This window comes from Vulgatibacter sp. (assembly GCF_041687135.1).
GTDB lineage: Bacteria > Myxococcota > Myxococcia > Myxococcales > Vulgatibacteraceae > JAWLCN01.
This window is the reverse complement of record NZ_JAWLCN010000002.1, coordinates 246,550-270,394: the sequence shown is the minus strand read 5'-3', so window position 1 is coordinate 270,394 and position 23,845 is coordinate 246,550. Positions and strand designations below refer to the sequence as shown.

Below are 23,845 nucleotides of genomic sequence, written 5' to 3'. Positions count from 1 at the left end.
TCGTTCTCCTTCAGGCCGCGCGCTCACCGGCTGCAGGGACTGCAGCAGGCGGAGCGATCCGCGTGTCGGAGGTGAGGTCGAGGAAGATCTCGTCGAGGCTCTTGCCCGGGTGCTTCGCCTGCAGATCGGCGAGGCGCTCGTGGGCGACGCGCTTGCCCCTGGCGATGATCAGCACCCTGTCGCAGGTGGCCACCACCTCCTGGAGGATGTGCGTCGAGAGGATCACCGTGTGCCGTCCGGCGAGGCCGCGGATCAGATCGCGGACCTCCAGGATCTGCGAGGGGTCGAGGCCGACCGTCGGCTCGTCGAGGACGAGCACGTCCGGGGATCCGAGGAGGGCCTGCGCGATCCCGACCCGCTGCTTGTAGCCCTTGGAGACGTTGTCGATGAGGCGGTCCATCACGTGGGCCACCCGCGCCGCGTCGGCCACCCGCTCCACCTCGGCGGCCCGGGCCTTGCGGGGCACACCCTTGAGCTCGGCGACGAACTTCAGGTAGGCGGCGACGGTCATGTCGCCGTAGACCGGGGGGATCTCGGGGAGGTAGCCGACCCGCCGCTTCACCTCGAGCGGCTGCTCGAAGACGTCGTACCCTGCCACCCGGGCCGTGCCGGAGGTCGCCGGCTGGAAGCCGGTGAGAATGCGCATCGTGGTGCTCTTCCCCGCGCCGTTCGGGCCGAGGAAGCCGAGGATCTCGCCCTTCTCCACGGTGAAGGAGAGGTCCTCGATGGCCACCAGATCGCGATAGCGCTTCGACAAATGCGAAACCTCGATCATGGGCGTTCTCCTGTAGGTCGCCCGGGGCGCACCCCGGGCATCGACGGGCTTCGCAACACGAGCGCCCGTCGGGCCATTCCCACCGGAGAAACGCCCAAAACACTGGGTTTTGCGCGGAAAGCGCCGGCGGGGGCGGGCAACCTAAGGCAGGAGCGGAAGCTGTCAACGGCTAGCCCGCCCGGCAGGGGAAGGGCAGGGCCCGGCCTCACCGCTCTTGTTGCTTTGCCTCGACCTTCCGTAGGAAGGAGGGTGGGAAGCGGAGGTTCGCCTTGTCCATCGTGGTGCAGAAATACGGCGGTTCGTCGGTCGCCGACGTCGAGAAGATCCGGAAGGTGGCCGATCGCGTCGCCGCCACCCAGGCCGCCGGCAAGCAGGTGGTGGTGGTGGTCTCGGCGATGGGCGACACCACCGACGAGCTGTTGGCCCTGGCGCGGCAGGTCTGCGAGAGCCCCGCGCGGCGCGAGCTCGACATGCTCCTCACCGCAGGCGAGCGGATCTCGATGGCCCTCCTCTCGATGGCCCTGAACGCCCGCAACGTCCCGGCGGTGAGCTTCACCGGATCCCAGTCGGGGATCATCACCAACGACAGCCACGCCAACGCCCGGATCGTCGAGGTGCGCCCCTACCGCGTGCAGGACGAGCTCGAGCGCGGCAAGGTGGTGATCGTCGCCGGCTACCAGGGCGTCTCCTACAAGAAGGAGGTCACCACCCTGGGACGCGGGGGCTCCGACACCACCGCGGTGGCCCTCGCTGCGGCGCTCGGCGCCGAGGCCTGCGAGATCTACAGCGACGTGGAGGGCGTCTACAGCGCCGACCCGCGGGTGGTCCCGGAGAGCAGGCGGCTCTCGGAGGTCTCCTACGAGGAGATGCAGGAGCTGGCGGAGGCCGGCGCGAAGGTCCTGAACGCGCAGGCGGTGGAATTCGCCAAGGACAAGGGGATCGCCATCTTCGCCCGCTCCACCTTCGGGGGCAGCGGCGAGACGGTGGTCCGCAAGCTCGCCCCGGGGGCGCCGGGCCGCGTGGTCGGCGTCACCTCCGAGAAGGAGCTGGCGCTCCTCGACGCGAAGCCGGAGAGCAGCACCGCCCTCGCCGAGCTGCTCGAGCACCTCGACGCCAGGGCTGCAGGGGGCAAGCAGCTCCTCTTCGAGCGGGCCTCCAGCGCCGGGACCGGCGCCACCTCGCTGCTCCTCTCTCTCGAGAACCTCCACGACTTCGGCGCGTTGAAGCAGGACCTGGCCGTGCGTTTCGGCGGCGAGGTGCAGGTGCGCGAGGGGATCGGCGCGGTCTCGGCGATCGGCTCGGGGATCAACGCCACGTTCGCAAACGTCCGGCGTGCCCTGGCGGCCCTCGCCGCTGCGCAGATCGAGGTCCTCGCCCTCTCGACCTCGAGCTTCCGGATCAGCGTGCTCGTCGAGGAGCGGCACCTCGCGGAGGCGGTCCGCCGCCTCCACGCGGAGCTGATCACGGTCTAAGCAGGCGACGCCTCGGCGTCGTGCCGATCGGGCGCCTCCCGGGGCAGGACCACGAGGAAGCGGGCGCCCTCGCCGGGCGCGCTCTTGACCAGGATCTGGCCGCCGTGGGCCGCCACGATCTCCCGGGTGATGTAGAGGCCGAGGCCGAGCCCACCGTAGTGGCGCTCGGACGAGGCCCGCTCGAAGCGGCCGAAGATCCGCAGCTGCGCCTCGGGCGAGATGCCGATGCCGCGGTCGTAGACGCTGACGCAGACCGTGGCACCGGTGTTCTTCACGTCGAGCTCCACCGGTTCACCGGCCCCGTATTTGATCGCGTTGGAGAGCAGGTTGGTGAGCACCTGCTCGATCCGGTTCCGATCCCACCTGCCGGTGGCGCCGTGCTCCGCCCGCACCACCAGCTCCGAGCCCGCGCGCTGCGCCTCCTCGCGGAACCGCTCCGCGAGCTCGGTCGCCAGCTCCGCCAGATCGAAGGGTTCGCGCTCGAGGTGGAGCTTGCCCGCGGTGATCCGGGAGACGTCGAGCAGCTCGTTCACCAGCTTGCCGAGACGCCGGGTCTGTCGCAGTGCCGTCTCGATCTTCGTCTCGACAGTGGCGGGCGGCGGCAGCTCGCGCTGCAGCGAGCGCAGCAGGCCCTGCAGATGCGCCTGCAGCGCGGTGAGCGGCGTGCGGAGCTCGTGGGAGGCGATCGAGAGGAAGTCGTCGCGGACGCGGATCGCCTCCTGCGCGTTGGCGAAGAGACGGGTGTTGTCGATGGCGAGCGCCACGCGCCTGCCCAGATCGATCGCGAGCTCCTGCTCGGCAGGACCGAAGCGGCCCGGCTGCTCCGCGGAGAAGGAGATGGTGCCGAGGATCCCCTCGCGCGAGGTGAGGGGCACGACCACGAAGGAGCCGAGGAGCTTCCTGCCCATCTCCCGCAACTGCGGCGGCAACCGTGCCGGGACGGTGTCGGGTACCTCGGCGAGAATGGCCGGCTTGCCGGTCGCCGCGACCCCGTGGATGATCGGCGCGAAGGTCGCCGTCAGCGCCTCCCCCCGGTAGGCCTCGCGGATCCACTCCTCGAGGGCGGGATCCCGGTAGACCACCACCTCGCGTGTCAGCTCGCCTTGCTCGTTCTCGAGGTCGATGGCGCAGCCGTCGCCGAGGAAGGGGACCGCCCGCCGGGCGAGCTTCTCGAGCATGTCGGGCGCGGAGAGGCTCGAGGCGAGGAGCGCGCTGGCGTCCGCCAGGAAGGCGGCCCGCTGGCGGGCCTGCTCCGTCTCCACGCGGGCGACCCGCTCCGCATCGAGGAGGCGGCTTCGCTCCGCTTCGCTGGCGAGGAGCCGCGCCGAGGCTTCCTCCGCCGCCTCCCGTCCCTGGACGAGGCTCCAGGTGATCCCGAAGAGGAGGAGGGTCACCAGCGCCGACGCCACGAGGACGAGGGGCGGCAGGAGCGCCTCGCTGCCGCGCACCAGCCCGCCGGCCCTGCCGAGCACGATGGTCCAGGTCTCGCCCGCGACCTGCAGCTGCCGCACCGCCACCGCGTCCGTCTCGAGCAGCGCAGCGTCGGCGGAAGCGTAGAGGAGCCTGCCGTCGTCGACGTCGCTCCCCCCGTAGATGGAGATCTCGAAGTCGAGGGAGGGACCGTAGACGCCGCGGAGGAGGTCGCCGGTACGGAAGGGGCTGTAGACCCAACCGATCAGCGCCGCCCGCCTGCCTTCCACCGTGGGCGGAAGCTGCCGGGTCTCGTAGACGGGCACGTAGATCAGGAAGCCCGCCTGCCGCTCCGGCGTGATCTCCTGCACCAGCTCGACCCTGCCGCTCGCCGCGGGCTGGCCACTGTCCCGGGCGCGCTCCATCGCCGCGCGCCGCGTCGGCTCGGCGAACATGTCGTAGCCCAGGGCCTGCAGGTTCCGCGGGCCGATGGGCTCGATCATCACGATCGCGGAGTGGCTGGGCGGCTCGTGGACGAGATAGCCCTCGAGCCGCGGATCGGCGCCCCGCGGCCCTCTCACCACGCGGGTGAAGCCGAGCCCCTGGATGCCGGGATAGGTGGTGCGGAGGTCGAGGGCATCGACGAAGTGCCGGAACTCGCCGCGGGTCACCGTCTCGCTCGCGGCGAAGAGCGCCGCGGCGCTGCGGATGGTCGCCACGTAGGCCTCCATCCGCTTGGCGAGGAGCTGCACCGCCTCGTCCGCCTGGTAGGTGAGCCGGACCTGCGCCGCCTGCTCGACGTTGCGCTGCACGTAGCGCGTGGCCACGGCGCTGAGCAGGAGCCCCACCACGAGCACGGCTGCCGCCAGCCATCTTCCCCGTCGACCACCGGTGCCGCTGCTGCGCTGCTCCGCCACGTGCCGCATTCCCTCGAAACCCCGGTTCGTACCGGCGCTCGACTCAGCCTGGGATCCGGCGGTCCGGCGTCGCGCGCGAGAACTCGATGAAGGCCACCATCTCGTGGAGGCGGGAGTAGACCCGCTCCCCGACGCGGGTGCGGAGCGATTGGTGCCAGAGCTCCTGCTTTCCGTCCCGGGTGGGCTCCTGCTCCTCGCGGGGGTAGTTGGTCGCGAAGAGGGTGAGCCTGCCGTTGTTGTACCGCCGGCCGATCAGCTCGTCGAGAACCTCCTCCTCGAAGGTACTGCCCCGACCCTTCCCAAGCTCGTCGATGGCGAGGACGTCCACCGCTGCCAGCTCCTCGATCTTGTCCACGGTGGCCCGGGCCCGGGGGTCGGAGATCGCTGCCTTGAGGTCGGCGAAGAGAAAGGAGATCTCGATGTAGCGGCACTGAACCCCCCGGCCGAGGGTGAGCCGGGAGAGGGTCGCTGCGAGGAGGTGGGTCTTTCCCCTGCCGGGTCCCCCGAGGAGACCGATCCCCAGCGTGGTGTGGCCGGGCCTGGCGGTATCGGCAAATTGCATCAGATCCCGCTTGGCCTTCATCAGCTCGCGCACCGGCTCGCCGGAGCTCCCCTCGACGTAGTAGCGCTCGAAGCCCTTGTCGGAGAAACGGGCGGGGATCTGCGCGGCGTTGTAGGCGGCGACCCGCTGGGCGAGGGTCTGGCACTCGCACCGGCTGTGGAATTGGTAGCCCCCCCGCATCTCGAGGAGGAAGCCCTTGCCGCCGCAGGCGGCGCAGCGCACGTCGCAGCCGCAGAGCTGCGCCACGGCGGCGCTGCCCTCTCGTCCGAGGACGAAGCCCCTGCCGCCGCAGCGGCTGCAGCCACCCTCGCGGGAGCGCTCCGGCACCGGTCCACCCCGGGAGGCAAGCTGCTGCTCGACCTGGCGGATCAGGTCGCCGATCGGCGCCTTCATGTTCTTGAAGTCGTTGCTCTCGCTCATGTCAGGTCGGAGGGACGAAGGAGGTTGCCGTGTGCGCGGGCGGCGTCGCAGAGAAGGGCGCGGAGCATCGCACGATAGCTGCGCCGAGGCACGCCCGCTCTCGCTCCCGCCTCGGCGCGGCAGGCGGTGGCGACGGCGCGCTGCGCGGGGCGCGGGAGGGCGTGCAGATAGGCGAGCGCCTGCGCCTCGTCGGCTGCGTGGAGGACGGCATCGAGGCCCGCGGTCGCAGCGGCCCGCGGCGCGAGGATGGCGAGTGCGGCGGCGTAGGCTGCCCGTGCTGCGGGGCCGCCGCCGTGCAGGCGGGCCTCGATGCCGGCGATGCAGCGGGGCAGGGGACCGCCTGCCGCCCGCGCCCGCGGCGGCGCTGCCTGCTGCGGCGCAGCGGCGTGGGCGCCGCCCTTCCGCTCCCAGCCCGCGGCGAGCTCCGCCACGTAGCGCTCGGCGCTGCGCAGCGCGAAGGGGCGCATCCTGCTGCCACCGCTGGCCCAGGCCTTGTGGGCGGCGCGGACGCCCTGCAGGGCCAGGTCGAGGGGGACGCCGCCGTCGCGCCAGGACCGGATCCGGTCGGTATCGATCGGCGCGAGGACCAGCCCGCCGCCCCGCAGCTGCAGGTAGAGGGACTGCACCGTCTCGATGTAGCGGGCGTTGTCGGCTGCGGAGCTCACGGCCCTCCCACTAACACTTCGGCGGCCCGGTCGGAATCCCATCGCGGCGGTGAATGGCTGGCGGGCCGGCGCCGTCATCGGGCATGCTGCGCGCCACGCGCAACCCGGGGGAGACACCATGCACCTGCGCCGCCTCGTCGCCGTCCTCGTCCTTTCTGCCACAGCAGGCACCGCCGCCGCCCAGGCGCCTGCAACGGCTACAACGCCTGCGGAGCCGCCGCGCAACACGATCTCCTTGAGCGCCTCGGCGCTCGCGCTCGGGATCTGGCGCCTCGAATACGAGCGGGCCTTCGGCGACGGCATCTCCCTCTTCGTCGCGCCGACCTACTGGTCCTACAACTTCGCCGACCTCGGCTTCTTCGGCGAGTTGCTCGGCTGGGAGGGCGTGAACTCCGTTCGCTCGGCGCCGGCGCCGGCGCACGCCTCTTCATGGCCGGCGCGGCGCCCGAGGGCTTCTGGATCTCGCCAGGCTTCGAGTGGCACCAGATCCGCGGCACCTTCCAGGGAATCGTCGCCGAGTCGCCGGGTTGGGCGGTGGGTGGGCAGCTCGGCTACACCGCGATCATCGGCGACGTCTTCCAGATCTCCATCGGCGCCGGCGCCGACTACAACAAGCGCGAGCTCACCTTCGAGTGGGAGGAGGCGGGCGTGGAGAAGACGAAGCTCCGCGGCTACAGCGGCGTGCTGCCCACCGCGCGCTTCTCCCTCGGCGGCGCCTTCTGATCAGCCGGCAAGGAGGAGATCGACGATCTCCTCCGCGGTCTGGTAGCGCTCGTCGGGATCCTTGCGCAGCAGCTTGTGGGCGAGCCGCGCGAGATCCTCGTCGACGTGCGGGTTGATCGCGAAGAGCGAGGCCGGCTCCCGATCGAGGAGCTGCTGCCAGAGCTCGAGCGGCGTGCGGCCGTCGAAGGGCGGCCTGCCAGCCAGGAGCTCGTAGATCACCACGCCCAGCGCGTAGAGATCGCTCCTGCCGTCCACCGGCTCGCCCAGCGCCTGCTCCGGCGCCATGTAGCGGTAGGTGCCCACCACCTTGCCGGTGGCGGTGACGGTGTTGTCCTCGGCGAGGAATTTGGCGAGGCCGAAGTCCATCAGCCGCACCCGCCGATCGTCGTCGACGAGGATGTTGCCGGGCTTGAGATCGCGGTGCACGAGGCCGTGGCTGTGGATGTAGCCCAACGCCTCGCAGATCTGCACCACCGCATCCTTGAGCCGCGCCACGCGCTCGGGCCGGTTGAGGGCACGGGTGAGCGGCGTCGCCTGGTCGAGCTGCCGCGCCGGCTCCTCGACGTCCTCGAAGACCGGGATCCCCTCGAGGACCCAGTCGGCCTGGCCGCCCCGCTCGTCGCCGCTCCAGCTGCGGCTCTCGCTCCAGGAGTCGTCGGTATCCGGCTCCTCCTTCTCGCGGGCCCAGGTCTCCAGCGCCTGTTTGCCCCGGGGGTATTCGAGGGCGAAGGTGCCGGTATCCGGCTCGCCGAGCATCTCGTCGAGGGTGAAGAGCTTGCCGCCGGACGGCCTTGGCGCGGGCTCGTCGATCTGCTGATCCCAGGCCACCGCCGAGGGGTCGTCGCGGGTGAAGAGCGAGGGCCGCGGCTCCCGGAGATCGATCGAGAGGTAGCTGCGGAGATCGAGCCCCTCGACCAGCTCCATCACGAGATAGGGGTAGCCCTGGAAGACGCCGGCGTCGAAGACCCGGACCACGTTGGGATGGGCGAGCTCCGCCAGCGCCTCGAACTCGCGCACCATCCGGCGGGCGGCGATTGGATCGAGGGCGGGACCGGAGGAGAGGAGCTTGAGGGCCACGTCCTCGTTGGTGCGCACGTCGCGCGCCCGGAAGACCGTGCCGATGCCGCCTCTGCCTAGCGTGTTTTCGATGCGGTAGGGACCGACGACGTGGGGAGGCACGGTAGGGAAGTCTACGCGCGCTGCGTGTGGGGCGTCAAAGAGAGCGTTCAGAAGTGAGCGAAACGGTCGCAGCGGGTGAACGACCCGGCCGCGGCAGAGCGCGGTTGACCGGGCGGGGGCTGCTCGCTAGCTTGCCGCGCCGCGTGACCGAAAGAGAAGAAGAGCTTCGCGGCCTCGTGGCTTCCGGCCCGGTGCCCGCCCACGTGGGCATCATCATGGACGGCAACGGCCGCTGGGCCGAGCTGCGTGGAAAGCCTCGCCTCGAGGGGCACCGCGAGGGCTCTGCCTCGGTCCGCGCGGTGACGACCCTCGCCCGCGAAGTCGGCGTGCAGGCGCTGACGCTCTACGCCTTCTCCTCCCAGAACTGGCTTCGTCCGCCCTCGGAGGTGACCGGGCTGATGGAGCTGCTGCGCGAATACCTGGTCTCCGAGCGGCGGACCATGGTGGAGAACGGGATCCGCTTCAGCACCATCGGCGAGATCCAGCGGCTTCCAGGGCCGGTGCGCGACGCCATCGAGGAGGCGAAGTCCGCCACCGCCCGCTGCGACGGGATGGTGCTCTCCCTGGCCTTGAGCTACGGCGGCCGCGAGGAGATCGTCCGCGCCGCAAAGGAGCTCGCCGCCGACGCGGTGGCAGGGCGGATCAAGCCCGACAAGATCGACGAGAAGGCGGTGGCCTCCCGGCTCTGGACCGCGGGCCTGCCCGAACTCGACCTCTGCATCCGCACCAGCGGCGAGATGCGCGTCTCCAACTTCCTCCTCTGGCAAATCGCCTACGCCGAGATCGTCGTCAGCGACCATCTCTGGCCCGATTTCCGCGAAGAGGCCTTCCTCGAGGCGCTCCTCGAGTACCGCGGCAGGGAGCGTCGCTTCGGCAAGACCTCCGCCCAACTGCGCGGGAAGGGCCGCCGATGAACGACAAGAACCGCAACCTCTTCCTGCGGATCGCCTCCGCGGTGGTGCTGCTGCCGCTGGTGCTCTGGCTCCTCTGGCTGGGCGGCGTCGCCACCATCGCTCTGGTGGCCATCGCCTCCGCCATCGTGGCGAGCGAGATCCTCGGCATCGCCGGCCTGCGCCTCGGCCACCCCGCCGCCCTCGTCTCCATGGCAGCTGCCGCCTCGTTCGCTTGGTTCGCGGGCGATCTGCAGAGCCGCTGGCCCGGGGCGCTCGGGGTGGTGGCGCTCGCGCCGCTCCTCACCCTGGCGCTCCTCACCCTGCTGCCGCCGGAGCGCGACCTCAAGAAGGCCGCACCCCTCGCCGCCTTCGCGGCGATGGCGCCGACCTACGCCGGCCTCTGCCTCGCCGCCATCGTGGCGATGCGCTCCTTCCCCGGCACCGCCGCTCTCGCCTGGATCCTCGTGGCGCTGGTGGTCACCTGGGGCAACGATACGGGCGCCTACTTCGCCGGCCGCTTCCTCGGCAGGCACAAGCTCTACCCGATGGTCTCCCCGGCCAAGACGTGGGAGGGATTCGCCGGCGGGATGGCTGCGTCGATCCTGGGCTGTTTCGCCATCCGCTGGTTGTTGTGGCCGGCGTTCACGCCGGTGGACTGCCTCGTCCTCGGCGGCGTTGCCGGCCTTCTCGGCCCGGTGGGCGATCTGTCGGAGTCGATGCTCAAGCGCGCCCACGGCGTGAAGGATTCGGGGAAGATCATGCCGGGGCACGGTGGCCTCTACGACCGCGTCGACGCGCTGCTCTTCAACGCGCCCTGGGTCTACGCCTACGCCTTCATGGTCCACGGACTGGTGTGAGATGAGCCGCCGCAAGCTGACCCTCCTCGGTTCCACCGGTTCCATCGGCACCAGCGCCCTCGACGTGATCGGGCGTTTCCCCGAGCGCTTCGAGGTGGTCGCGCTCGCAGCGGGCAGGCAGGCGGGGCTGCTGGTGGAGCAGATCCGCGCCTTCCGCCCGCGGGTGGTCGCCGTCGCCGACGACGCCACCGCCCGTGCGGTCGCCGACGCCCTCGGGGCCGACTGCCCCGAGATCCTGGTGGGCGAGGCGGGCTGCTGCGCGGTCGCTTCGCTCTCCGAGATCGACTACGTCCTCGCAGCGATCGCCGGCAGCGCCGGGATGCGCCCCACCGCAGCGGCGGTGGACGCAGGCAAGACCGTGGGCCTCGCCAACAAGGAGTCGATGGTCCTCGCCGGCGAATACCTGATGGGCAAGGCCCGGCAGACCGGCGCGCCGATCCTCCCGGTGGACAGCGAGCACTCGGCGATCTTCCAGTGCCTCGTCGGCCACCACCGCGACGACGTCCACCGCCTCGTGCTCACCGCGAGCGGCGGGCCCTTCCGGACCTGGAGCGCGGAGCAGATCGCCAGCTGCACGCCGGCGCAGGCGCTCAAGCATCCCAACTGGTCGATGGGGGACAAGATCACCATCGACTCCGCCACCCTGGTGAACAAGGGCCTGGAGGTGATCGAGGCCCGCTGGCTCTTCGATCTGCCCCCGGAGCGGATCGCCATCGTGGTCCACCCCGAGTCGGTGGTGCACTCCATGGTCGAGTACGTCGACGGCTCGGTGGTGGCGCAGCTCGGAACCCCCGACATGCGCGGCCCCATCGCCTTCGCCCTCTCCTGGCCCGGCGCCCGGCTGCCCCTCGAGCTCCCGCGGCTCGACCTCTCCGCCCGCGCGAACCTGCGCTTCGAGGATCCCGACCCGGTGCGCTTCCCGGCCTTCGAGCTCTGCTACGCGGCGCTCCGTGCCGGCGGCACCGCGCCCGCGGTCGCCTCCGGCGCCGACGAGGCGGCGGTGGCCGCTTTTCTCGCCGGCCGCTGCACCTTCCCGCAGATCGCCGCAGCCATCGCCGAGGCGCTGGAAAAACACGAGGTTCGGCAGGTCTCCTCGGTCGAGGACGCGGTCGACGCGTCCGACGAGGGCAAGCGACTCGCCGAGCGGTGGCTGGCCGGGAAGGGAATCGGTCGTTAGGGTTTTCTACAGGTATGAGCGAAGCCGTCGGCGCATCGAATCCCACCTGCGGGCCGTCCATGCGTAGCCCCCGCCACCGCTCGGAGGTCGCATGAGCCTTCCCGTCCAGATCCTCGCCGTCGTCGTCCTGCTCGGGGGCCTGATCTTCATCCACGAGCTCGGCCACTTCCTCACGGCCAAATTCTTCGGGGTCAAGGTCCTCAAATTCTCGCTCGGCTTCGGCCCGAAGATCCTCGGCTTCCGTCGGGGCGAGACCGAGTACCGCCTCTCGCTCCTGCCGCTCGGCGGCTACGTGAAGATGGCGGGGGACGATCCCTCGGAGGATCTCTCCGCCGAGGACCGGGGCCGCGGCTTCCTCGAGCAGAAGCCCTGGAAGCGGGCGGCGATCGCCTTTGCCGGCCCGGCGATGAACCTCGTCTTCCCGCTCGCCGCCTATTTCGCCGTCTTCGCCCTGCAGAGCGAGTCGATCGCGCCCCACGTCGGCCAGGTGGTGCCGGGGATGCCCGCCGCCGAGGCGGGGCTGCGCCCGGGCGATCGCATCGTCGAGGTGGAGGGGGAGCGGATCTACGCCTTCACCGACCTGCGCCGCCACGTCGATCCCGCAGCGGGGCGCGAGCTCCAGCTGGTGATCGAGCGGGCGGGGCAGCGGCAGAGCCTCGCGATCACCCCGGCCCCCTACACCGAGTCCGATCCGATCGAGACGGTGACGGTAGGCAAGATCGGCGTGGCGCCCAACCCGGCGGCGCCGGTGATCGGCCTGCAGCGGGATGGCGGCGCGCTCTTCGAGGCGGGCCTCCGCTCCCTCGACCGGATCGTCTCCGTCGACGGCGCGAGCGTCGGCTCGGTGGAGGAGGCGCTCGCCGCCTTCGAGGCGCAGGCTGCGGAAGGCGCGCCCTTCGAGGTGGTGGCGCTCCGCGATGGCGCCGTTCCCTTCGGCCCCATCGACTTCTCCGTCCCCGAGACGCTCCGCGTCACCGTCGAACCCGCTGCCGGCGAGCCCCTCGGCGTCGAGTCGGCGGAGCTCTACGTGACCCGCATCGCCCCTGGCACCCCTGCGGCGCAGGCGGGGCTGCGCCGGGGCGACAGGCTCCTGGCCATCGACGGCAGCAAGCTGGTGAGCTGGGACGACGTGGAGAAGGTGCAGCGGGAGAAGAACGACCAGCCCTTCACCCTGGCCTTCACCAGCGGCGGCGAGAAGCGCACCGCCACGGTGGCGCAGCAGGCCCGCACCGAGAACGACGAGCTCCGGGATCGGCCGATCACCGTCTACACCTTCGGTGCCTACGGCGGCCTGCCCGCGCTGCCGGCGCCGCTGGTCGAGGTTCCCTTCCGGCCGCTGCAGGCCTTCGCCATGGCCTTCGAGTCGTCGTGGGAGGTGGCCCGCAAGATCACGCTCGGCATCGGGATGATCGTGACCGGCGAGATCGCCTTCAAGAACGTCGGCGGCCCGCTGCAGATCTACGACATCACCACGCAGGCGGCGGAGCAGGGCTGGGAGGTCTTCCTCCACACCATGGCGATGATCTCGATCAACCTCGGTCTGGTGAACCTCTTCCCGGTGCCGGTGCTCGACGGCGGCCACATCGTGCAGGCCGGCGTCGAAGCGGTCCGCCGCAAGCCGCTCTCGCTGCGCGCCCGCGAGATCACCAACGCCGTGGGCCTCGCGATGCTGCTCACGCTGATGGTCTTCGCCTTGAAGAACGACGTGGTCCGCTACTTCTTCTCGGGTTAAGGTCCGCCTCGCCGGGGCCGTCGCTCTCCCGGCGAGGAAATGGCCTTGGCGGATCGCACGCTGCTCGCTCTCGACACCTCGACGCTCACCCTCTCGCTGGCGGTGATCCGCCTGGACGGCGCAGGTCCCGCGCAGGTCCTCGCCCGCAGGGAGGAGCCGCCGGGGATCAACCACTCGAAGCTGCTGCCGATCCTGGTGGACGACGCGCTCCGCGAGGCGGGCTCCGAGCTCGCCGACCTCGACGGGATCTGCGTCGGCCTCGGCCCCGGCGCCTTCACCGGCCTGCGGATCGCGCTGGCCACCGCGAAGGGGCTGGCCTGGGCCGCCTCCGTTCCGCTCGCAGGCGCCTCCTCGCTCGAGGCGATGGCGCTGGCTGCAGCGCGCCTCGTGCCCGGCGCGAAGGCGGTGGTGCCGCTCCTCGACGCCCGCAAGCAGGAGGTCTACGCGGGCTTCTACCGGCCTGCTGCCGGGGGCGTGGAGCCCGGGGGCGACGGCCCCGCCGAGGTGGTGGCGCCGCCTGCTGCGGTGGCCGAGCGGCTGCGTGCCCTCGAGGGGCCGGTGGTCCTCCTCGGCGAAGGCTACTTCGCCTACCGGACCCTCTTCGACGAGGCGACCGCCGCCAACCGGCACCCGCCGGTGGCGGGGCTCCCCGAGACCCCGCCGGCGCCGGAGGTGGGGGAGCTCGCAGCGCCCCGTCTCGCCCCCTACGCGAAGGAGGCGGTCTTCGCCCTCGAGCCCCACTACCTGCGCCCGAGCGAGGCGGAGCTCGGCCTCACCCAGCCCAAGAAGCGGGTCTGACCCACCCTCCAGGGGCATGCCCGCTGGGGGGCACGTCCACGGTTTGACAGCACCTCACCCGACCGCCGTACGATTGCTTTTGGGCAGACGAGCTAAACGGTCGCCGGCGGAGCTGCCCCGGGTCCCCTCTCCCCCCAACGGGATTTTGCCGCCGGTCGACAACGGAGGTGCCATGCAGAGGCCGTCTCGAGTCGTCGACGTGAGCGCGAAGATCAGCGCTCTGCTGCAGCGACACGCAGATTTCGAGAACCAGCTGCGCTCCTACGAGAAGAGGCACTACCTCACACCAGCGGAGGCGGCCGAAGTCAAACGGCTGAAGCTCTCCAAGCTGAAGACCAAGGACGAGCTGCGAAAGTTCTCGGAGATGGCCCAGGCCTGAGCCGACACGACAGATCAGCTTGTCAACCACCGCCCCCTGCGCCAACGGCCAGGGGGCGGATTCGTTTCGGTCGACGGCGCGCACGGCGGTTGCTAGGTTCCGCGCCCTTTTCGCGCTGCCCCGGCGCGCACCGGAGGTCCCCATGTCCGCTCGTCCCCTCACCGTCGCCATCCTCGGACCGACCACGATCGTGGGCCGGGAACTCGTCCCGGTGCTGCACGAGCGGTCGCTGCCGATCGCCTCGATCCGTCTCCTCGGACTGGAGGAGGAGGTCGGCGAGACGGTGGAGTACGAGGACGAGAGCCTCCAGGTGGAGGAGCTCAAGCGCGAGAGCTTCGCCGGCGTCGACGTGGTCTTCGTGCCGCCCAACGTCGAGGTGCCCGCCGAGATGCTCGAGGCTGCGTCGAAGGCGGGCGCGGTGCGCATCGACGCCTCGGGTCGCAGCGGCGACGCGAGGGTGATCTTTCCCGGGATCAACGACGAGGAGCTGGAGGAGATCGAGGCGATCAAGGGGGCGGTGATCGCCCTCGCTTCCGCCTCCGCTGCGCAGCTCGCAGCGGTCCTGCTCCCCCTCGAGGCGAAGGCCGGCGTCCAGCGCCTCGAGGTCGTTTCCCTCGAGGCCGTCTCCAACTTCGGCGTCCCGGGCATGGAGGAGCTCTCCATGCAGACCGTCTCGCTTCTCAGCGGCAGGGAGCCGGAGCGCGCGATCTTTCCGCAGCGCGTCGCCTTCAACCTCATCCCGCAGCTCGGCGGCTTCGAGTCGGGCGGCGAGACCACGCGCGAGCGCCGCATCGCCCTGGAGCTGGGCAAGCTCCTCGGCCGCGAGGTGCCGCCGCTCTCGCTCACGTGCGCGCTGGTGCCGGTCTTCTACGGCACCAGCCAGTTCGTGACCATCGCCACCGAGCGCCCCCTCGCTGCTGCCGCTGCCCGCGAGGCGCTCGCGGGAAGCGAGTCGGTGAAGCTCCTCGACGAGCCGGGGGAGGGCATCTACCCGATGCCGACGCTGGCGGTGGGGGACGAGGCGCTGCACGTGGGCCGGATCCGGGAGACCCCTGCAGGGCTCTCCCTCCTCAGCGTCGCCGACAACCTCCGCTGGGGCACGGTCGTGCCCATGGTCCGGGTGGTGGAGCTGCTCCGGGAGGCGGACCGGATCTGAGGCGGCCGGTCGGCAGTGCTCGCTGACAAATTGGCACGAGGCGCCCGATCCCTGCTGCCCCGGTTGTCACGGGATGCGGCCGTTGGCCGGGAAAAACGGCCTGTTTCGATTCTTTCGACCGGGCCCGAAACTTGCTAGGGTCCCGCCCCATGCGGTTTTCTCGCTCGTTTCTAGCTCTTGCAACGCTGGTGGCGCCTGGCCTCGCCGGCGCCCAGCTCACCCCGGTCGTGACCAGCCTCGAGGTCACGCTCAGCCCTTCCAGCGTCGGCCTCGATCGCTGCGACGCCAACGTCCGGATCTCGGTGGCGGCCACCAGCAACGGCCGGCCGGTGACCGGTCTCGAGAACAGCAGCCGCTGGACGGTGGGCGTTGCCGCCGACTCCGGCTGCAGCGACATCGAGGAGCTCGGCGCAGACCTCCGGACGTCGGCGACCGCTGGGACCTACCAGGTGACGGTGAGCGCCGGGGACATTCTCGAGGGGGGTACCAGCGGCACCTGCGAGAGCCTCACCACCGATCAGCGGGTCTTCGTCTGCGCGGTCTGGGACAACGAGTCGCGGGACGACGTGGAAGACAGCGCGCGCTTCGATCTCGACACCACCGGGCCGGACGCGCCGCGGTTGGAGGAGGTCACGCCCGGCGACAAGCGGCTGCACCTCGACTTCGATCCGGCGGATGACGACGACTCGCCCGACAGCTGGGACATCTGCTACCGGGTGGCTACGGACGCCGGCACCGGTGCGCTCGAGCAGGGCCAGGTGGCGCCCGGCGGCGCAGGTGGAGCCGGTGGTGCCGGCGGCGCAGGTGGTGCAGGTGGTGCAGGTGGTGCAGGTGGCGCAGGTGGTGCGGGCGGCGCAGGTGGAGCCGGTGGCACAGGTGGTACCGGAGGCACGGGTGGCACCGGCGGCAGCTTCGATCTCTGCGCGGCCTCCGACACCTCGATCCGGAGCGACATCTCCGGCGCACGGCGCAGCTACTCCCTCGAAGGCCTGCGCAACGGCGTTACCTACGAGGTGGCGGTGCGGGCGGTCGACGACAGCGGCAACCCGTCGGAGACCTCCAACGTCCTCACCGGCACGCCGCAGGCGGTGGACGATTTCTTCGACCTCTACAAGAACGCAGGCGGCGCCGAGGACGGCGGCTGCAGCAGCGCCGCGGGGCCCGCTGCACTCGGTCTTCTCCTCTCCGGATACTTCCTGGCCCGGCGCCGGATCGGCAGGCGGTAGCTCTCCATGAACGCCAACTTCTTCCGACTCGCAGCCCTCCTCGCGCTCCTCGCGCCTGCAGCAGGCGCCGCGGCCCAGAGCGACCGCGGCCCCGAGAGCCCGCGCGACTGGATGCTCCACCTCCAGTTCGGCGGCTATTACCCGTCGATCGACGACGAGGCGGGCCTCGCCGCGGAGCCCTTCGCCCAGGTCTTCGACGACAGCCAGCGCCTGCTCACCCAGCTCGGCCTCGAGCGCTACGCGTTCAAGGATTTCGGCACGCTGGGAATCGGCGTGAGCGTGGGCTTCGTGCAGTTCTACGGCGAGGGCTTCTTCGCCGAGGGGCCGCAGGCGGGGCAGCGCTCCGAGGACGACACCTCCTTCACCGTGGTGCCGCTCCAGGCCTACGCCGCCTACCGCTTCGACAAGCTCGCCCTCGACTGGGCGGTGCCCCTCGTTCCCTACGCGAAGGCAGGCGTCGGCTCCTGGTTCTGGTGGACGGGTGGGGAGAGCGGCGCGCGACCCGGCTTCTCCTATGGCGGCGGCCTGCAGATCCTCCTCGACTACTTCGACAGGCGCCTCGCCCGCGACTTCGATCGCAACGTCGGCGTCAACAACAGCTACCTCTTCGTCGATTGGACCGCCTGGCAGGCCGACGGCTTCGGCAGCGACGGCTTCGATCTCTCCGACGACGGCATGTTCTCCGGCGGCCTCGCCCTCGATTTCTGAACCGGGCGAGCTCGCTCGCTCTGCCGGCGCCGGGTCTGCCTTCGTGGCGGCCCGGCGCTCGTCGTTCGAGCAGCGGGGCAGGCGGGATTTTCTGCGCATGCGGTTCGCGCTCCCGGGTGTTACACCCCTGCGAGCCCACTCCAGGAGGGAAGAAGATGGCTCTCGGCCCCGACCTGTTCGAAGAGATCGCCCAGCTCAAGAAGGAGCGGAACGCGGTGATCCTGGCGCACTACTACCAGGAGTCCGACATCCAGGACGTCGCCGACTTCACCGGCGATTCGCTGCAGCTGGCGCAGGCCGCACAGGGGACCACCGCCGACGTCATCCTCTTCGCCGGCGTGCACTTCATGGCGGAGACCGCCAAGATCCTGAACCCCTCCAAGACGGTGGTGGTGCCGGACCTCGAGGCGGGCTGCTCCCTCGCCGACGCCTGTCCGCCCGACCAATTCGCCGCGTGGAAGGCGAAGTTCCACCCGAACGCCAAGGTGGTCACCTACATCAACTGCACCGCCGGGATGAAGGCGCTCTCCGACGTGATCGTCACCTCGTCCAACGCGGAGAAGATCGTCGGTTCGTTCGGGCCGGACGAGGAGATCATCTTCGCCCCCGACCGGAACCTCGGCCGATACCTCAACGAGAAGCTCGGCCGGAAGATGATCCTCTGGGACGGCTCGTGCATCGTCCACGAGCAGTTCTCGGAGCGGAAGCTGGTGCACCTCAAGGTGCTCGAGTCGGACGCCGAGGTGCTCGCCCATCCCGAGTGCGAGGAGTCGGTGCTCCGCCACGCGGACTACGTCGGCTCGACGGCCGCGCTGCTCAAGCGGGTGAAGGAGTCGGAGCGGCAGCGCTTCATCGTCGCCACGGAGCCGGGGATCTTCCACGAGATGCAGAAGGCGGCGCCGGAGAAGCAGCTCCTCGAGGCGCCGATCCACGGCTCCTGCCCGACCACCGGCGCCTGCAACGAGTGCCCGCACATGAAGCGCAACACGCTCGAGAAGGTGCGGAACGCGCTGCGGGATCTCGCGCCGCAGGTCGACGTGCCGGAGGAGCTGCGGGTGGCGGCGCTGAAGCCGATGCTGCGGATGCTGGAGCTGTCGAAGCCTCGGGCGGCGTAAGCCGCTCGGGACGGGGTGGCCGGGACGGCGCCGCGCATTTCGCCGGCGTCGCGCTCCCGCGGGAAACAGGCCCCCCGTCCCTGCGGGACGGGTCCCCCCCGACTTCCCGCGGATCGCGCGCACCGGCGGCGCGGCGCCTCGATCGGCTCGCCCGCTACGTGGCGGCTGGACACCAACGTCGTGGCGGCTGGTGGCAGAGCAGGTCGTGGTGGGCTCGGGGAATTCCTCAGTGGTTGGGGTGGGGTAGTTGGCGGGCAGGCGGGCGCCTGGTGTAGCTTGCCGGCCGTGCGTGTCCTCGGCATCGATCCTGGCAGCAGGCACACCGGGTACGGTGTGGTGGAGGCGTCCGGCACCCGGCTGCGGCTCGTGGTGTGCGGGACGGTCTCGCCGGGGGACGGGTTGCCGCTGGCGGCGCGGCTCGCGGCGATCCATGCGGAGCTGGGGCGGGTGATCCTGCGGACGGCGCCGCTGGCCTGCTCGGTGGAAGAGGTCTACCACGCGGTCAACGCGCGCTCGGCGCTGGTGCTCGGGCAGGCGCGGGGGGCGGCGCTGGTGGCGGCTGCCGCTGCGTCGGTCGAGGTCCACGAATACGCCGCCAGCGAGATCAAGCGGGCGGTGACCGGCAGCGGCAGGGCGCAGAAGGAGCAGGTGGCGCGGATGGTGGCGATGCTGCTCGGCGCAGGCGAGGTGCCGGGCGACGAGCACGCGTGCGACGCGATCGCTGCGGCCATCTGCCACATCAACCGGGGAAGGACGCCTGCTGCTGCTGCGGGTACGGCGAAGCGGATCGAGGCGCTGCCGGCGGTGGTGGCGGCGCCGGGCAACCGGGTTCGCGGTCGCAAGGTGGCGGCTGGGGGCTTCCCCGCGGGCGTGAAGATCGCGCCCGCAGTGGCGGGTCGGAGCGGAGGGCGGCGGTGATTGCGCAGCTGAAGGGCACGGTCGACAGGAAGAGCCTCGAGAGCGTCATCCTCGACGTGAACGGCGTGGGCTACCTCGTGCATTGCTCCGAGGCCACCGCCGCGCACCTGCCGGTCGGCACGAGGGTCGTGCTCCGCATCCACACCAACGTCCGCGAGGACGCCCTCGAGCTCTTCGGCTTCGCCTCGGAGCTGGAGGAGACGCTCTTCCACGAGCTCAACCGCGTGCCCGGCGTGGGGCCGCGGCTGGCGATGAACATCCTCTCCGGCGGCCTGCCCGAGGAGATCGCCGGCGCCATCGTCCGCGGCGACATGGCGCGACTCAAGAAGCTCCCCGGCGTCGGCAAGAAGACCGCCGAGCGGCTCGTCGTCGATCTGCGCGACAGGCTCGCTCCCTACGCGGGCGCAGCGCCGGTGGCGGAGCTGCCGAAGAGCGCCGCGAAGGCGCCGCTCCAGCCCACCGACGAGCTCCTCCAGGCCCTGGCCGCCCTGGGCTACAAGCCGGGCGAGGCCGAGCGCCTCGCCGCCCTCGCCCGCGACCGCGCCCCCGACGGCAGCCTCGAGGATCTGGTGAAGGAAGCGCTGCGAGCCCGCTAGCGGCACGCGTGGTAGAGAGAGCCCATGAGCCGTCGCAACGCCGAGCTGGATCCCATCGCCGACGAGCCCGAGGTCGACGCAGAGACCTCGCTCCGCCCGAGGAACTTCGCCGAGTACGTGGGGCAGCGCCGCGTGGTCGACAAGCTCGAGATCTACGTCTCGGCGGCGCGGCGCCGCGGCGAGGCCCTCGACCACTGCCTCTTCTCCGGTCCTCCCGGCCTCGGCAAGACCTCGCTCGCCCACGTGATCGCCCAGGAGCTGGGCGTCCAGATGCACTACACCAACGGGCCCGCGCTGCAGAAGAAGGGCGATCTCGCCGGCATCCTCACCAACCTCCAGCCCAACGACGTGCTCTTCATCGACGAGATCCACCGGCTCAACCCGGCCGTGGAGGAGAGCCTCTACCCGGCGATGGAGGATTTCCGCTTCGACATCGTGATCGACTCGGGGCCCGCCGCCAGGGCGCTGCGGATCGATCTGCCGCGCTTCACCCTGGTGGGCGCGACCACGCGCACCGGGCTCCTCGCCAGCCCGCTGCGGGATCGCTTCCCGATCCTCGAGCGCCTCGACTTCTACCCGCAGGAAGAGCTCGCCGCGATCGTCGCCCGCGCCGCAGGGATCCTCGGCGTGCCCATCGACGACGAGGGCGCAGGCGAGATCGCCCGCCGCTCCCGCGGCACCCCGCGCATCGCCAACCGGCTCCTGCGCCGGGTCCGCGACTTCGTGCAGGAGGCGGGCAAGCGCACCATCGACAAGGCCGGCGCGGACCGCGCCCTGCGCCGCCTCGAGATCGACGAGGCGGGCTTCGACGCGATGGATCGCCGACTGCTCCTCGCGATCATGGATCGCTTCGGCGGCGGCCCGGTGGGCCTCGAGACCCTCGCCGCCTCGGTGGGCGAGGAGTCGGACACCATCGAGGACGTCTACGAGCCCTTCCTCCTCCAGGAGGGCTTCCTGATGCGCACGCCCAGGGGCCGCGTCGCCAGCCGCAAGGCCTGGGAGCACTTCGGCCGCACCGCCCCGGCAGGCTCGCAGGGCGGGCTCTTCTGACCGGCCATTCGGGGCTTGCCGGCCCCCATGACACCGGTGTCGGGGTTTTCGATCGCGCGCGAGGGCTTCGGCGCTAACGGCGCTGCCGCCGCCAGGGGGCCCGCGAGCGGGGATTGAGCCCGCGCCAGGCGCCCTCCTCGTCGGTGCGCCAGATCCTGCCGGCGAAGGGCCGTACCAGCAGCAGCCCCATCACGAAGCCGCCGACGTGGGCCCAGAACGCCACGCCGCCTCCCTCGCTGCCCGCCGCCATGAAGCCGCCGAAGAGCTGGAAGACGAACCAGAGCACCAGGAAGATCACCGCCGGCACCCAGATCAGCTGGATGAAGAAGAAGATCGGCACCAGCGCCAGCACCCGGGCGTGGGGGTAGAGGAGCAGGTACGCGCCGAGGACCCCGGCAATGGCGCCGGACGCTCCGACCATCGGGATCTGCGAGGCGGGTTCGAGCACGATCTGCGCGCCGGCGGCGGCAACGCCGCAGAGCAGATAGAAGGCCAAAAACTTCACCGGGCCCATGTCGTCCTCGACGTTGTTCCCGAAGATCCACAAAAACAGCATGTTGCCGCCGATGTGGAAGAGGCCGCCGTGGGCGAACATGCTGGTGAAGATGGTCGCCAGCGGCGGCGCCAGGCTGGGCGGCCAGCTGTCGACGCCGGTGGTCACCTCCCGGGGCGTGACGCCGAGGGAGAAGACCGACGCCTCGAACGAGGGGAAGCCGGCGTGCTGGAAGAGATAGACCAGCACGTTCGCCGCGATCAGCAGGGTGGTGATCACCGGCTTGTGGTGGGTGGGGATGTCGTCCTTCAAAGGGAACACGGTCGCCTCGCCCGGGCCGGCCGGCAGCTTGCCAGTCGACGTTCGTATGCTATAACCCGCCGCGTCAAATGCGGATTCGGCGGATCACATCGACCGTTTTCGCCCCGGATTTCAACCTTTTCCTCCGGCTTGTGAGGCCGGAGCGGTCGCGGAACCCTTCTTCCGCCGCGGTGGCACGAAGGAGCGGCTGCGGAATCGACGTTCGCACCCTGACAGCGATGTCCCGGTTTTTGCGCCGCGATGCGGCAAGTCGGCGCGCAACGGGGCAGGGCTGGGCCAGGGACGCATGGTCGATTCTCAACGAAAACAGCCCTTTGCAGCCCGGCTGGGCGGGGCGTGCGAAAGGGGGCATGAAAATTGCCTTCGCTCGCAGCGCCAAAGCCCCCCGGGGCTGGAAGAGGCAGCAGCCGCCTTCCTCGGAGACTTCTCGATGAACCAGCTGAACCAGCGCACGCTCCAGTCGAAGGTGAGCTGCACCGGCGTGGGCGTCCACTCCGGCGCCCGGATCACGCTGTCGCTCTGCCCGGCACCTGCCAACTCCGGCATCGTCTTCGTGCGCACCGACCTCGAGCATCCGGTCGAGATCCCCGCGCGGCACGACTTCGTGACCGACACCACGCTGGCCACGACCATCGGCAGGGGCAACGTCAAGATCGGCACCATTGAGCACCTGATGGCGGCGCTGGCCGGCCTCGGCATCGACAACTGCCGCGTCGAGGTCGACGGTCCCGAGGTCCCGATCATGGACGGCTCGGCGGCGCCCTTCGTCTACCTGATCCAGGAGGCGGGCATCGCGGTGCAGCGCGAGCACAAGCGCTTCCTCGTGATCCGCAAGCCGGTCTCCATCGTCGAGGACGGCAAGGAAGCGAAGTTCCTGCCGGCGCCGCAGTTCTCGGTGAGCTTCACCATCGACTTCGACCACCCGCTGATCTCGAAGCAGCAGTACCGGATGGACTTCAGCGATCGTTTCTTCCTCCGGGAGATCTGCAGGGCCCGCACCTTCGGCTTCTACCGGGAGGTGGAGATGCTGAAGAAGATGGGCCTCGCCCGTGGCGGCTCGCTGGAGAACGCGGTGGTGGTCGACGACTTCTCGATCTTGAACCCCGACGGCCTCCGCTTCCCGGACGAGTTCGTGCGCCACAAGATCCTCGACTCGATCGGCGACGTCTCGCTCTTCGGCATGCCGGTGATCGGCCACCTCGTGGCTCACAAGTCGGGGCACAACCTCAACCACAAGCTGGTGACGAAGGTGCTCTCCGATCCGACCTGCCACGAGATCGTGGAGGTGGGTGAGAAGAAGGAGCTCGAGCGCCTCGACATCCGCATCCCGGCCTATGGCGGGCTCGAGCAGGTCGCCTGATCGCGAGAAGCGCAGGTGGTTGATGCGAGGGCCCGCGCAAAGCGGGCCTTTCGCCGTTAAAGGGGGACGAAATGGAGATCCGCAGGCTGAACGATGCCGATCGTCCGGCGATCGATCGCTACCTGGCGCCCATCGAGCCACGGGCGCTCTTCCTCGTGGGCAATGCGCTGCAGCACGGCATCGACGATCGCGGCGGGCCGATGCAGGGCGGCTGGGTCGGTGCCTTCGAGGGCGGACGGCTCGTGGGGCTCGCCGCTTCCTTCCGCGGGCCCGGCGCTTTGCTACCGGCTTGCGGCGGAAACGAGGCAGCCATCCTCCCAGCGCTCCTCGAGGGGCCCGTGCTGCCGCGGGTGGTGCTGGGACCAGCGGAGGCCGTCGATCGCGCCCTGCCTTTCGTCGCCGCGCAGCTGCGGCACATCGTCGAGGAGCGGCTCTTCGTGCTGCGTTGGGGCGACCACCGGGGGCGGAACGCCGTCCATGCGGCGCCTGCGCGCCCGGGCCAGGAGGCGGACGTCGCCGCGCTCATCGGGGCGCTCCACCGCGAAGCCGGGATGCCCACCGACGAGCCGACGATCCGCGCCACGGCGGAGCGGCAGGTCGCGGCCGGTAGCGTGCAGACGGTGCAGGAGGGCGGGCGGATCCTCGCGATGAGCACCGAGGCTGCGGCCACCGGCCGCTACCTCCACGTGGGCGCCACCTATTGCGTGCCCGAAGCGCGGCGGCGTGGTCTCGCCGGCGCCTGCGTCTCGGCGGTGCTCGAGCGGGCGCGCCGCGAGGGGAGGGCGAGCGACGGCGCCGCGCTCTTCACCGGCAGGGAGAACACCCCGGCGATCCGGCTCTACGAGGCGATGGGCTTCCGGGCGGACGTCGACTGGAAGCTGGCCTTCCTGGCGACGACGACGGCGTAGGCCTGGCCCGCTTCGCTGCGGCGTTTCGGGTGACC

The 23,845-nt window shown here is 70.8% G+C and carries 23 protein-coding genes; 17 read left to right on the top strand and 6 right to left on the bottom strand.

From position 1 onward, the window contains the following. Positions 1-10: 10 nt before the first annotated feature. Positions 11-775 carry an ABC transporter ATP-binding protein gene (locus ACESMR_RS05035; protein ID WP_373045599.1) on the bottom strand — a complete coding sequence of 255 codons (765 nt, stop codon included), beginning with the start codon at positions 773-775 and terminating at the stop codon, positions 11-13. Between the two features lie 269 nt (positions 776-1,044). Between ACESMR_RS05035 and ACESMR_RS05030 the strand changes: the two genes are divergently transcribed. Continuing rightward, the gene (locus tag ACESMR_RS05030; RefSeq protein ID WP_373045598.1) at positions 1,045-2,247 is read left to right on the top strand and encodes an aspartate kinase; all 1,203 of its coding nucleotides are present in this window, start codon (positions 1,045-1,047) and stop codon (positions 2,245-2,247) included. Here the strand turns inward: ACESMR_RS05030 and ACESMR_RS05025 are convergent. The 3 genes from ACESMR_RS05025 to ACESMR_RS05015 are packed head-to-tail and all read right to left on the bottom strand — an operon-like array spanning position 2,244 to position 6,221. Then, positions 2,244-4,583 (bottom strand): CHASE domain-containing protein, encoded by a 2,340-nt coding sequence (locus ACESMR_RS05025; RefSeq protein WP_373045596.1) that lies wholly within the window; start codon positions 4,581-4,583, stop codon positions 2,244-2,246. The two genes, ACESMR_RS05030 and ACESMR_RS05025, sit on opposite strands and share 4 nt — an antisense overlap. Positions 4,584-4,617: 34 nt before the next feature. Beyond that, positions 4,618-5,556, bottom strand: a complete 939-nt coding sequence (locus ACESMR_RS05020; RefSeq protein WP_373045595.1) for an ATP-binding protein — start codon at positions 5,554-5,556, stop codon at positions 4,618-4,620. Further along, positions 5,553-6,221 carry a hypothetical protein gene (locus ACESMR_RS05015; RefSeq protein ID WP_373045594.1) on the bottom strand — a complete coding sequence of 223 codons (669 nt, stop codon included), beginning with the start codon at positions 6,219-6,221 and terminating at the stop codon, positions 5,553-5,555. Before ACESMR_RS05015 ends, ACESMR_RS05020 begins: the two co-directional genes overlap by 4 nt. A gap of 429 nt (positions 6,222-6,650) precedes the next feature. Between ACESMR_RS05015 and ACESMR_RS05010 the strand changes: the two genes are divergently transcribed. Then, on the top strand, positions 6,651-6,944 hold the full coding sequence (locus tag ACESMR_RS05010; protein WP_373045592.1) for a hypothetical protein: 294 nt from the start codon (positions 6,651-6,653) through the stop codon (positions 6,942-6,944). Here ACESMR_RS05010 and ACESMR_RS05005 read toward each other — a convergent pair whose 3' ends face one another. Continuing rightward, positions 6,945-8,123, bottom strand: coding sequence for a serine/threonine-protein kinase (locus ACESMR_RS05005; protein ID WP_373045591.1), 1,179 nt, complete (start codon positions 8,121-8,123; stop codon positions 6,945-6,947). A 143-nt stretch (positions 8,124-8,266) separates the two neighbouring features. Between ACESMR_RS05005 and ACESMR_RS05000 the strand changes: the two genes are divergently transcribed. The 13 genes from ACESMR_RS05000 to ruvB all read left to right on the top strand — a co-directional run bounded on the left by ACESMR_RS05000 (position 8,267) and on the right by ruvB (position 20,728). Further along, positions 8,267-9,037: an isoprenyl transferase gene (locus ACESMR_RS05000; RefSeq protein ID WP_373045589.1), complete on the top strand. Its 771-nt coding sequence runs from the start codon at positions 8,267-8,269 to the stop codon at positions 9,035-9,037. Beyond that, positions 9,034-9,873 carry a phosphatidate cytidylyltransferase gene (locus tag ACESMR_RS04995; RefSeq protein WP_373045588.1) on the top strand — a complete coding sequence of 280 codons (840 nt, stop codon included), beginning with the start codon at positions 9,034-9,036 and terminating at the stop codon, positions 9,871-9,873. The genes ACESMR_RS05000 and ACESMR_RS04995 overlap by 4 nt, the downstream gene beginning before the upstream one ends. Before the next feature lies 1 nt (position 9,874). Then, the gene (locus ACESMR_RS04990; protein ID WP_373045586.1) at positions 9,875-11,050 is read left to right on the top strand and encodes a 1-deoxy-D-xylulose-5-phosphate reductoisomerase; all 1,176 of its coding nucleotides are present in this window, start codon (positions 9,875-9,877) and stop codon (positions 11,048-11,050) included. Between the two features lie 91 nt (positions 11,051-11,141). After that, positions 11,142-12,782: an RIP metalloprotease RseP gene (gene rseP / locus ACESMR_RS04985; RefSeq protein ID WP_373045585.1), complete on the top strand. Its 1,641-nt coding sequence runs from the start codon at positions 11,142-11,144 to the stop codon at positions 12,780-12,782. A gap of 45 nt (positions 12,783-12,827) precedes the next feature. Then, positions 12,828-13,580 carry a tRNA (adenosine(37)-N6)-threonylcarbamoyltransferase complex dimerization subunit type 1 TsaB gene (gene tsaB, locus ACESMR_RS04980; protein ID WP_373045584.1) on the top strand — a complete coding sequence of 251 codons (753 nt, stop codon included), beginning with the start codon at positions 12,828-12,830 and terminating at the stop codon, positions 13,578-13,580. 199 nt (positions 13,581-13,779) lie between these two features. Continuing rightward, complete coding sequence (locus ACESMR_RS04975; protein ID WP_373045582.1) at positions 13,780-13,959, top strand: YdcH family protein; 180 nt, start codon at positions 13,780-13,782, stop codon at positions 13,957-13,959. Positions 13,960-14,101: 142 nt separating this feature from the next. Then, positions 14,102-15,115, top strand: coding sequence for an Asd/ArgC dimerization domain-containing protein (locus tag ACESMR_RS04970; protein WP_373045581.1), 1,014 nt, complete (start codon positions 14,102-14,104; stop codon positions 15,113-15,115). A gap of 188 nt (positions 15,116-15,303) precedes the next feature. Continuing rightward, entirely contained in the window at positions 15,304-16,341 is a 1,038-nt protein-coding gene (locus ACESMR_RS04965) for a fibronectin type III domain-containing protein (RefSeq protein ID WP_373045580.1), read from the top strand. 6 nt (positions 16,342-16,347) lie between these two features. Beyond that, positions 16,348-17,049 (top strand): MXAN_2562 family outer membrane beta-barrel protein, encoded by a 702-nt coding sequence (locus tag ACESMR_RS04960; protein WP_373045579.1) that lies wholly within the window; start codon positions 16,348-16,350, stop codon positions 17,047-17,049. Positions 17,050-17,204: 155 nt separating this feature from the next. Then, positions 17,205-18,164, top strand: a complete 960-nt coding sequence (gene nadA / locus ACESMR_RS04955; protein WP_373045577.1) for a quinolinate synthase NadA — start codon at positions 17,205-17,207, stop codon at positions 18,162-18,164. Between the two features lie 285 nt (positions 18,165-18,449). Then, positions 18,450-19,082 (top strand): crossover junction endodeoxyribonuclease RuvC, encoded by a 633-nt coding sequence (ruvC, locus tag ACESMR_RS04950; protein ID WP_373045576.1) that lies wholly within the window; start codon positions 18,450-18,452, stop codon positions 19,080-19,082. Then, entirely contained in the window at positions 19,079-19,678 is a 600-nt protein-coding gene (gene ruvA / locus ACESMR_RS04945) for a Holliday junction branch migration protein RuvA (protein WP_373045573.1), read from the top strand. Before ruvC ends, ruvA begins: the two co-directional genes overlap by 4 nt. 24 nt (positions 19,679-19,702) lie before the next feature. Then, positions 19,703-20,728, top strand: a complete 1,026-nt coding sequence (gene ruvB / locus ACESMR_RS04940) for a Holliday junction branch migration DNA helicase RuvB (RefSeq protein WP_373045572.1) — start codon at positions 19,703-19,705, stop codon at positions 20,726-20,728. A 73-nt stretch (positions 20,729-20,801) separates the two neighbouring features. On the opposite strand, the gene ACESMR_RS04935 is transcribed toward ruvB, so the two are convergent. Then, complete coding sequence (locus tag ACESMR_RS04935; protein ID WP_373045571.1) at positions 20,802-21,542, bottom strand: rhomboid family intramembrane serine protease; 741 nt, start codon at positions 21,540-21,542, stop codon at positions 20,802-20,804. 430 nt (positions 21,543-21,972) lie between these two features. On the opposite strand from ACESMR_RS04935, the gene lpxC reads away from it, so the two are divergent. Beyond that, positions 21,973-22,902 (top strand): UDP-3-O-acyl-N-acetylglucosamine deacetylase, encoded by a 930-nt coding sequence (gene lpxC / locus ACESMR_RS04930; protein ID WP_373045569.1) that lies wholly within the window; start codon positions 21,973-21,975, stop codon positions 22,900-22,902. Positions 22,903-22,973: 71 nt separating this feature from the next. After that, positions 22,974-23,810: a GNAT family N-acetyltransferase gene (locus ACESMR_RS04925; RefSeq protein ID WP_373045568.1), complete on the top strand. Its 837-nt coding sequence runs from the start codon at positions 22,974-22,976 to the stop codon at positions 23,808-23,810. Positions 23,811-23,845 lie beyond the last annotated feature (35 nt).

What these genes read in the sequence shown, in the direction of transcription:
- ACESMR_RS05035 (WP_373045599.1), bottom strand. Translation starts at nt 775, where the DNA reads ATGATCGAGGTTTCGCATTTGTCGAAGCGCTATCGCGATCTGGTGGCC.
- ACESMR_RS05025 (WP_373045596.1), bottom strand. Translation starts at nt 4,583, where the DNA reads ATGCGGCACGTGGCGGAGCAGCGCAGCAGCGGCACCGGTGGTCGACGG.
- ACESMR_RS05020 (WP_373045595.1), bottom strand. Translation starts at nt 5,556, where the DNA reads ATGAGCGAGAGCAACGACTTCAAGAACATGAAGGCGCCGATCGGCGAC.
- ACESMR_RS05010 (WP_373045592.1), top strand. Translation starts at nt 6,651, where the DNA reads ATGGCCGGCGCGGCGCCCGAGGGCTTCTGGATCTCGCCAGGCTTCGAG.
- ACESMR_RS04995 (WP_373045588.1), top strand. Translation starts at nt 9,034, where the DNA reads ATGAACGACAAGAACCGCAACCTCTTCCTGCGGATCGCCTCCGCGGTG.
- ACESMR_RS04990 (WP_373045586.1), top strand. Translation starts at nt 9,875, where the DNA reads ATGAGCCGCCGCAAGCTGACCCTCCTCGGTTCCACCGGTTCCATCGGC.
- rseP (WP_373045585.1), top strand. Translation starts at nt 11,142, where the DNA reads ATGAGCCTTCCCGTCCAGATCCTCGCCGTCGTCGTCCTGCTCGGGGGC.
- ACESMR_RS04970 (WP_373045581.1), top strand. Translation starts at nt 14,102, where the DNA reads ATGTCCGCTCGTCCCCTCACCGTCGCCATCCTCGGACCGACCACGATC.
- ACESMR_RS04960 (WP_373045579.1), top strand. Translation starts at nt 16,348, where the DNA reads ATGAACGCCAACTTCTTCCGACTCGCAGCCCTCCTCGCGCTCCTCGCG.
- nadA (WP_373045577.1), top strand. Translation starts at nt 17,205, where the DNA reads ATGGCTCTCGGCCCCGACCTGTTCGAAGAGATCGCCCAGCTCAAGAAG.
- ruvB (WP_373045572.1), top strand. Translation starts at nt 19,703, where the DNA reads ATGAGCCGTCGCAACGCCGAGCTGGATCCCATCGCCGACGAGCCCGAG.
- lpxC (WP_373045569.1), top strand. Translation starts at nt 21,973, where the DNA reads ATGAACCAGCTGAACCAGCGCACGCTCCAGTCGAAGGTGAGCTGCACC.
- ACESMR_RS04925 (WP_373045568.1), top strand. Translation starts at nt 22,974, where the DNA reads ATGGAGATCCGCAGGCTGAACGATGCCGATCGTCCGGCGATCGATCGC.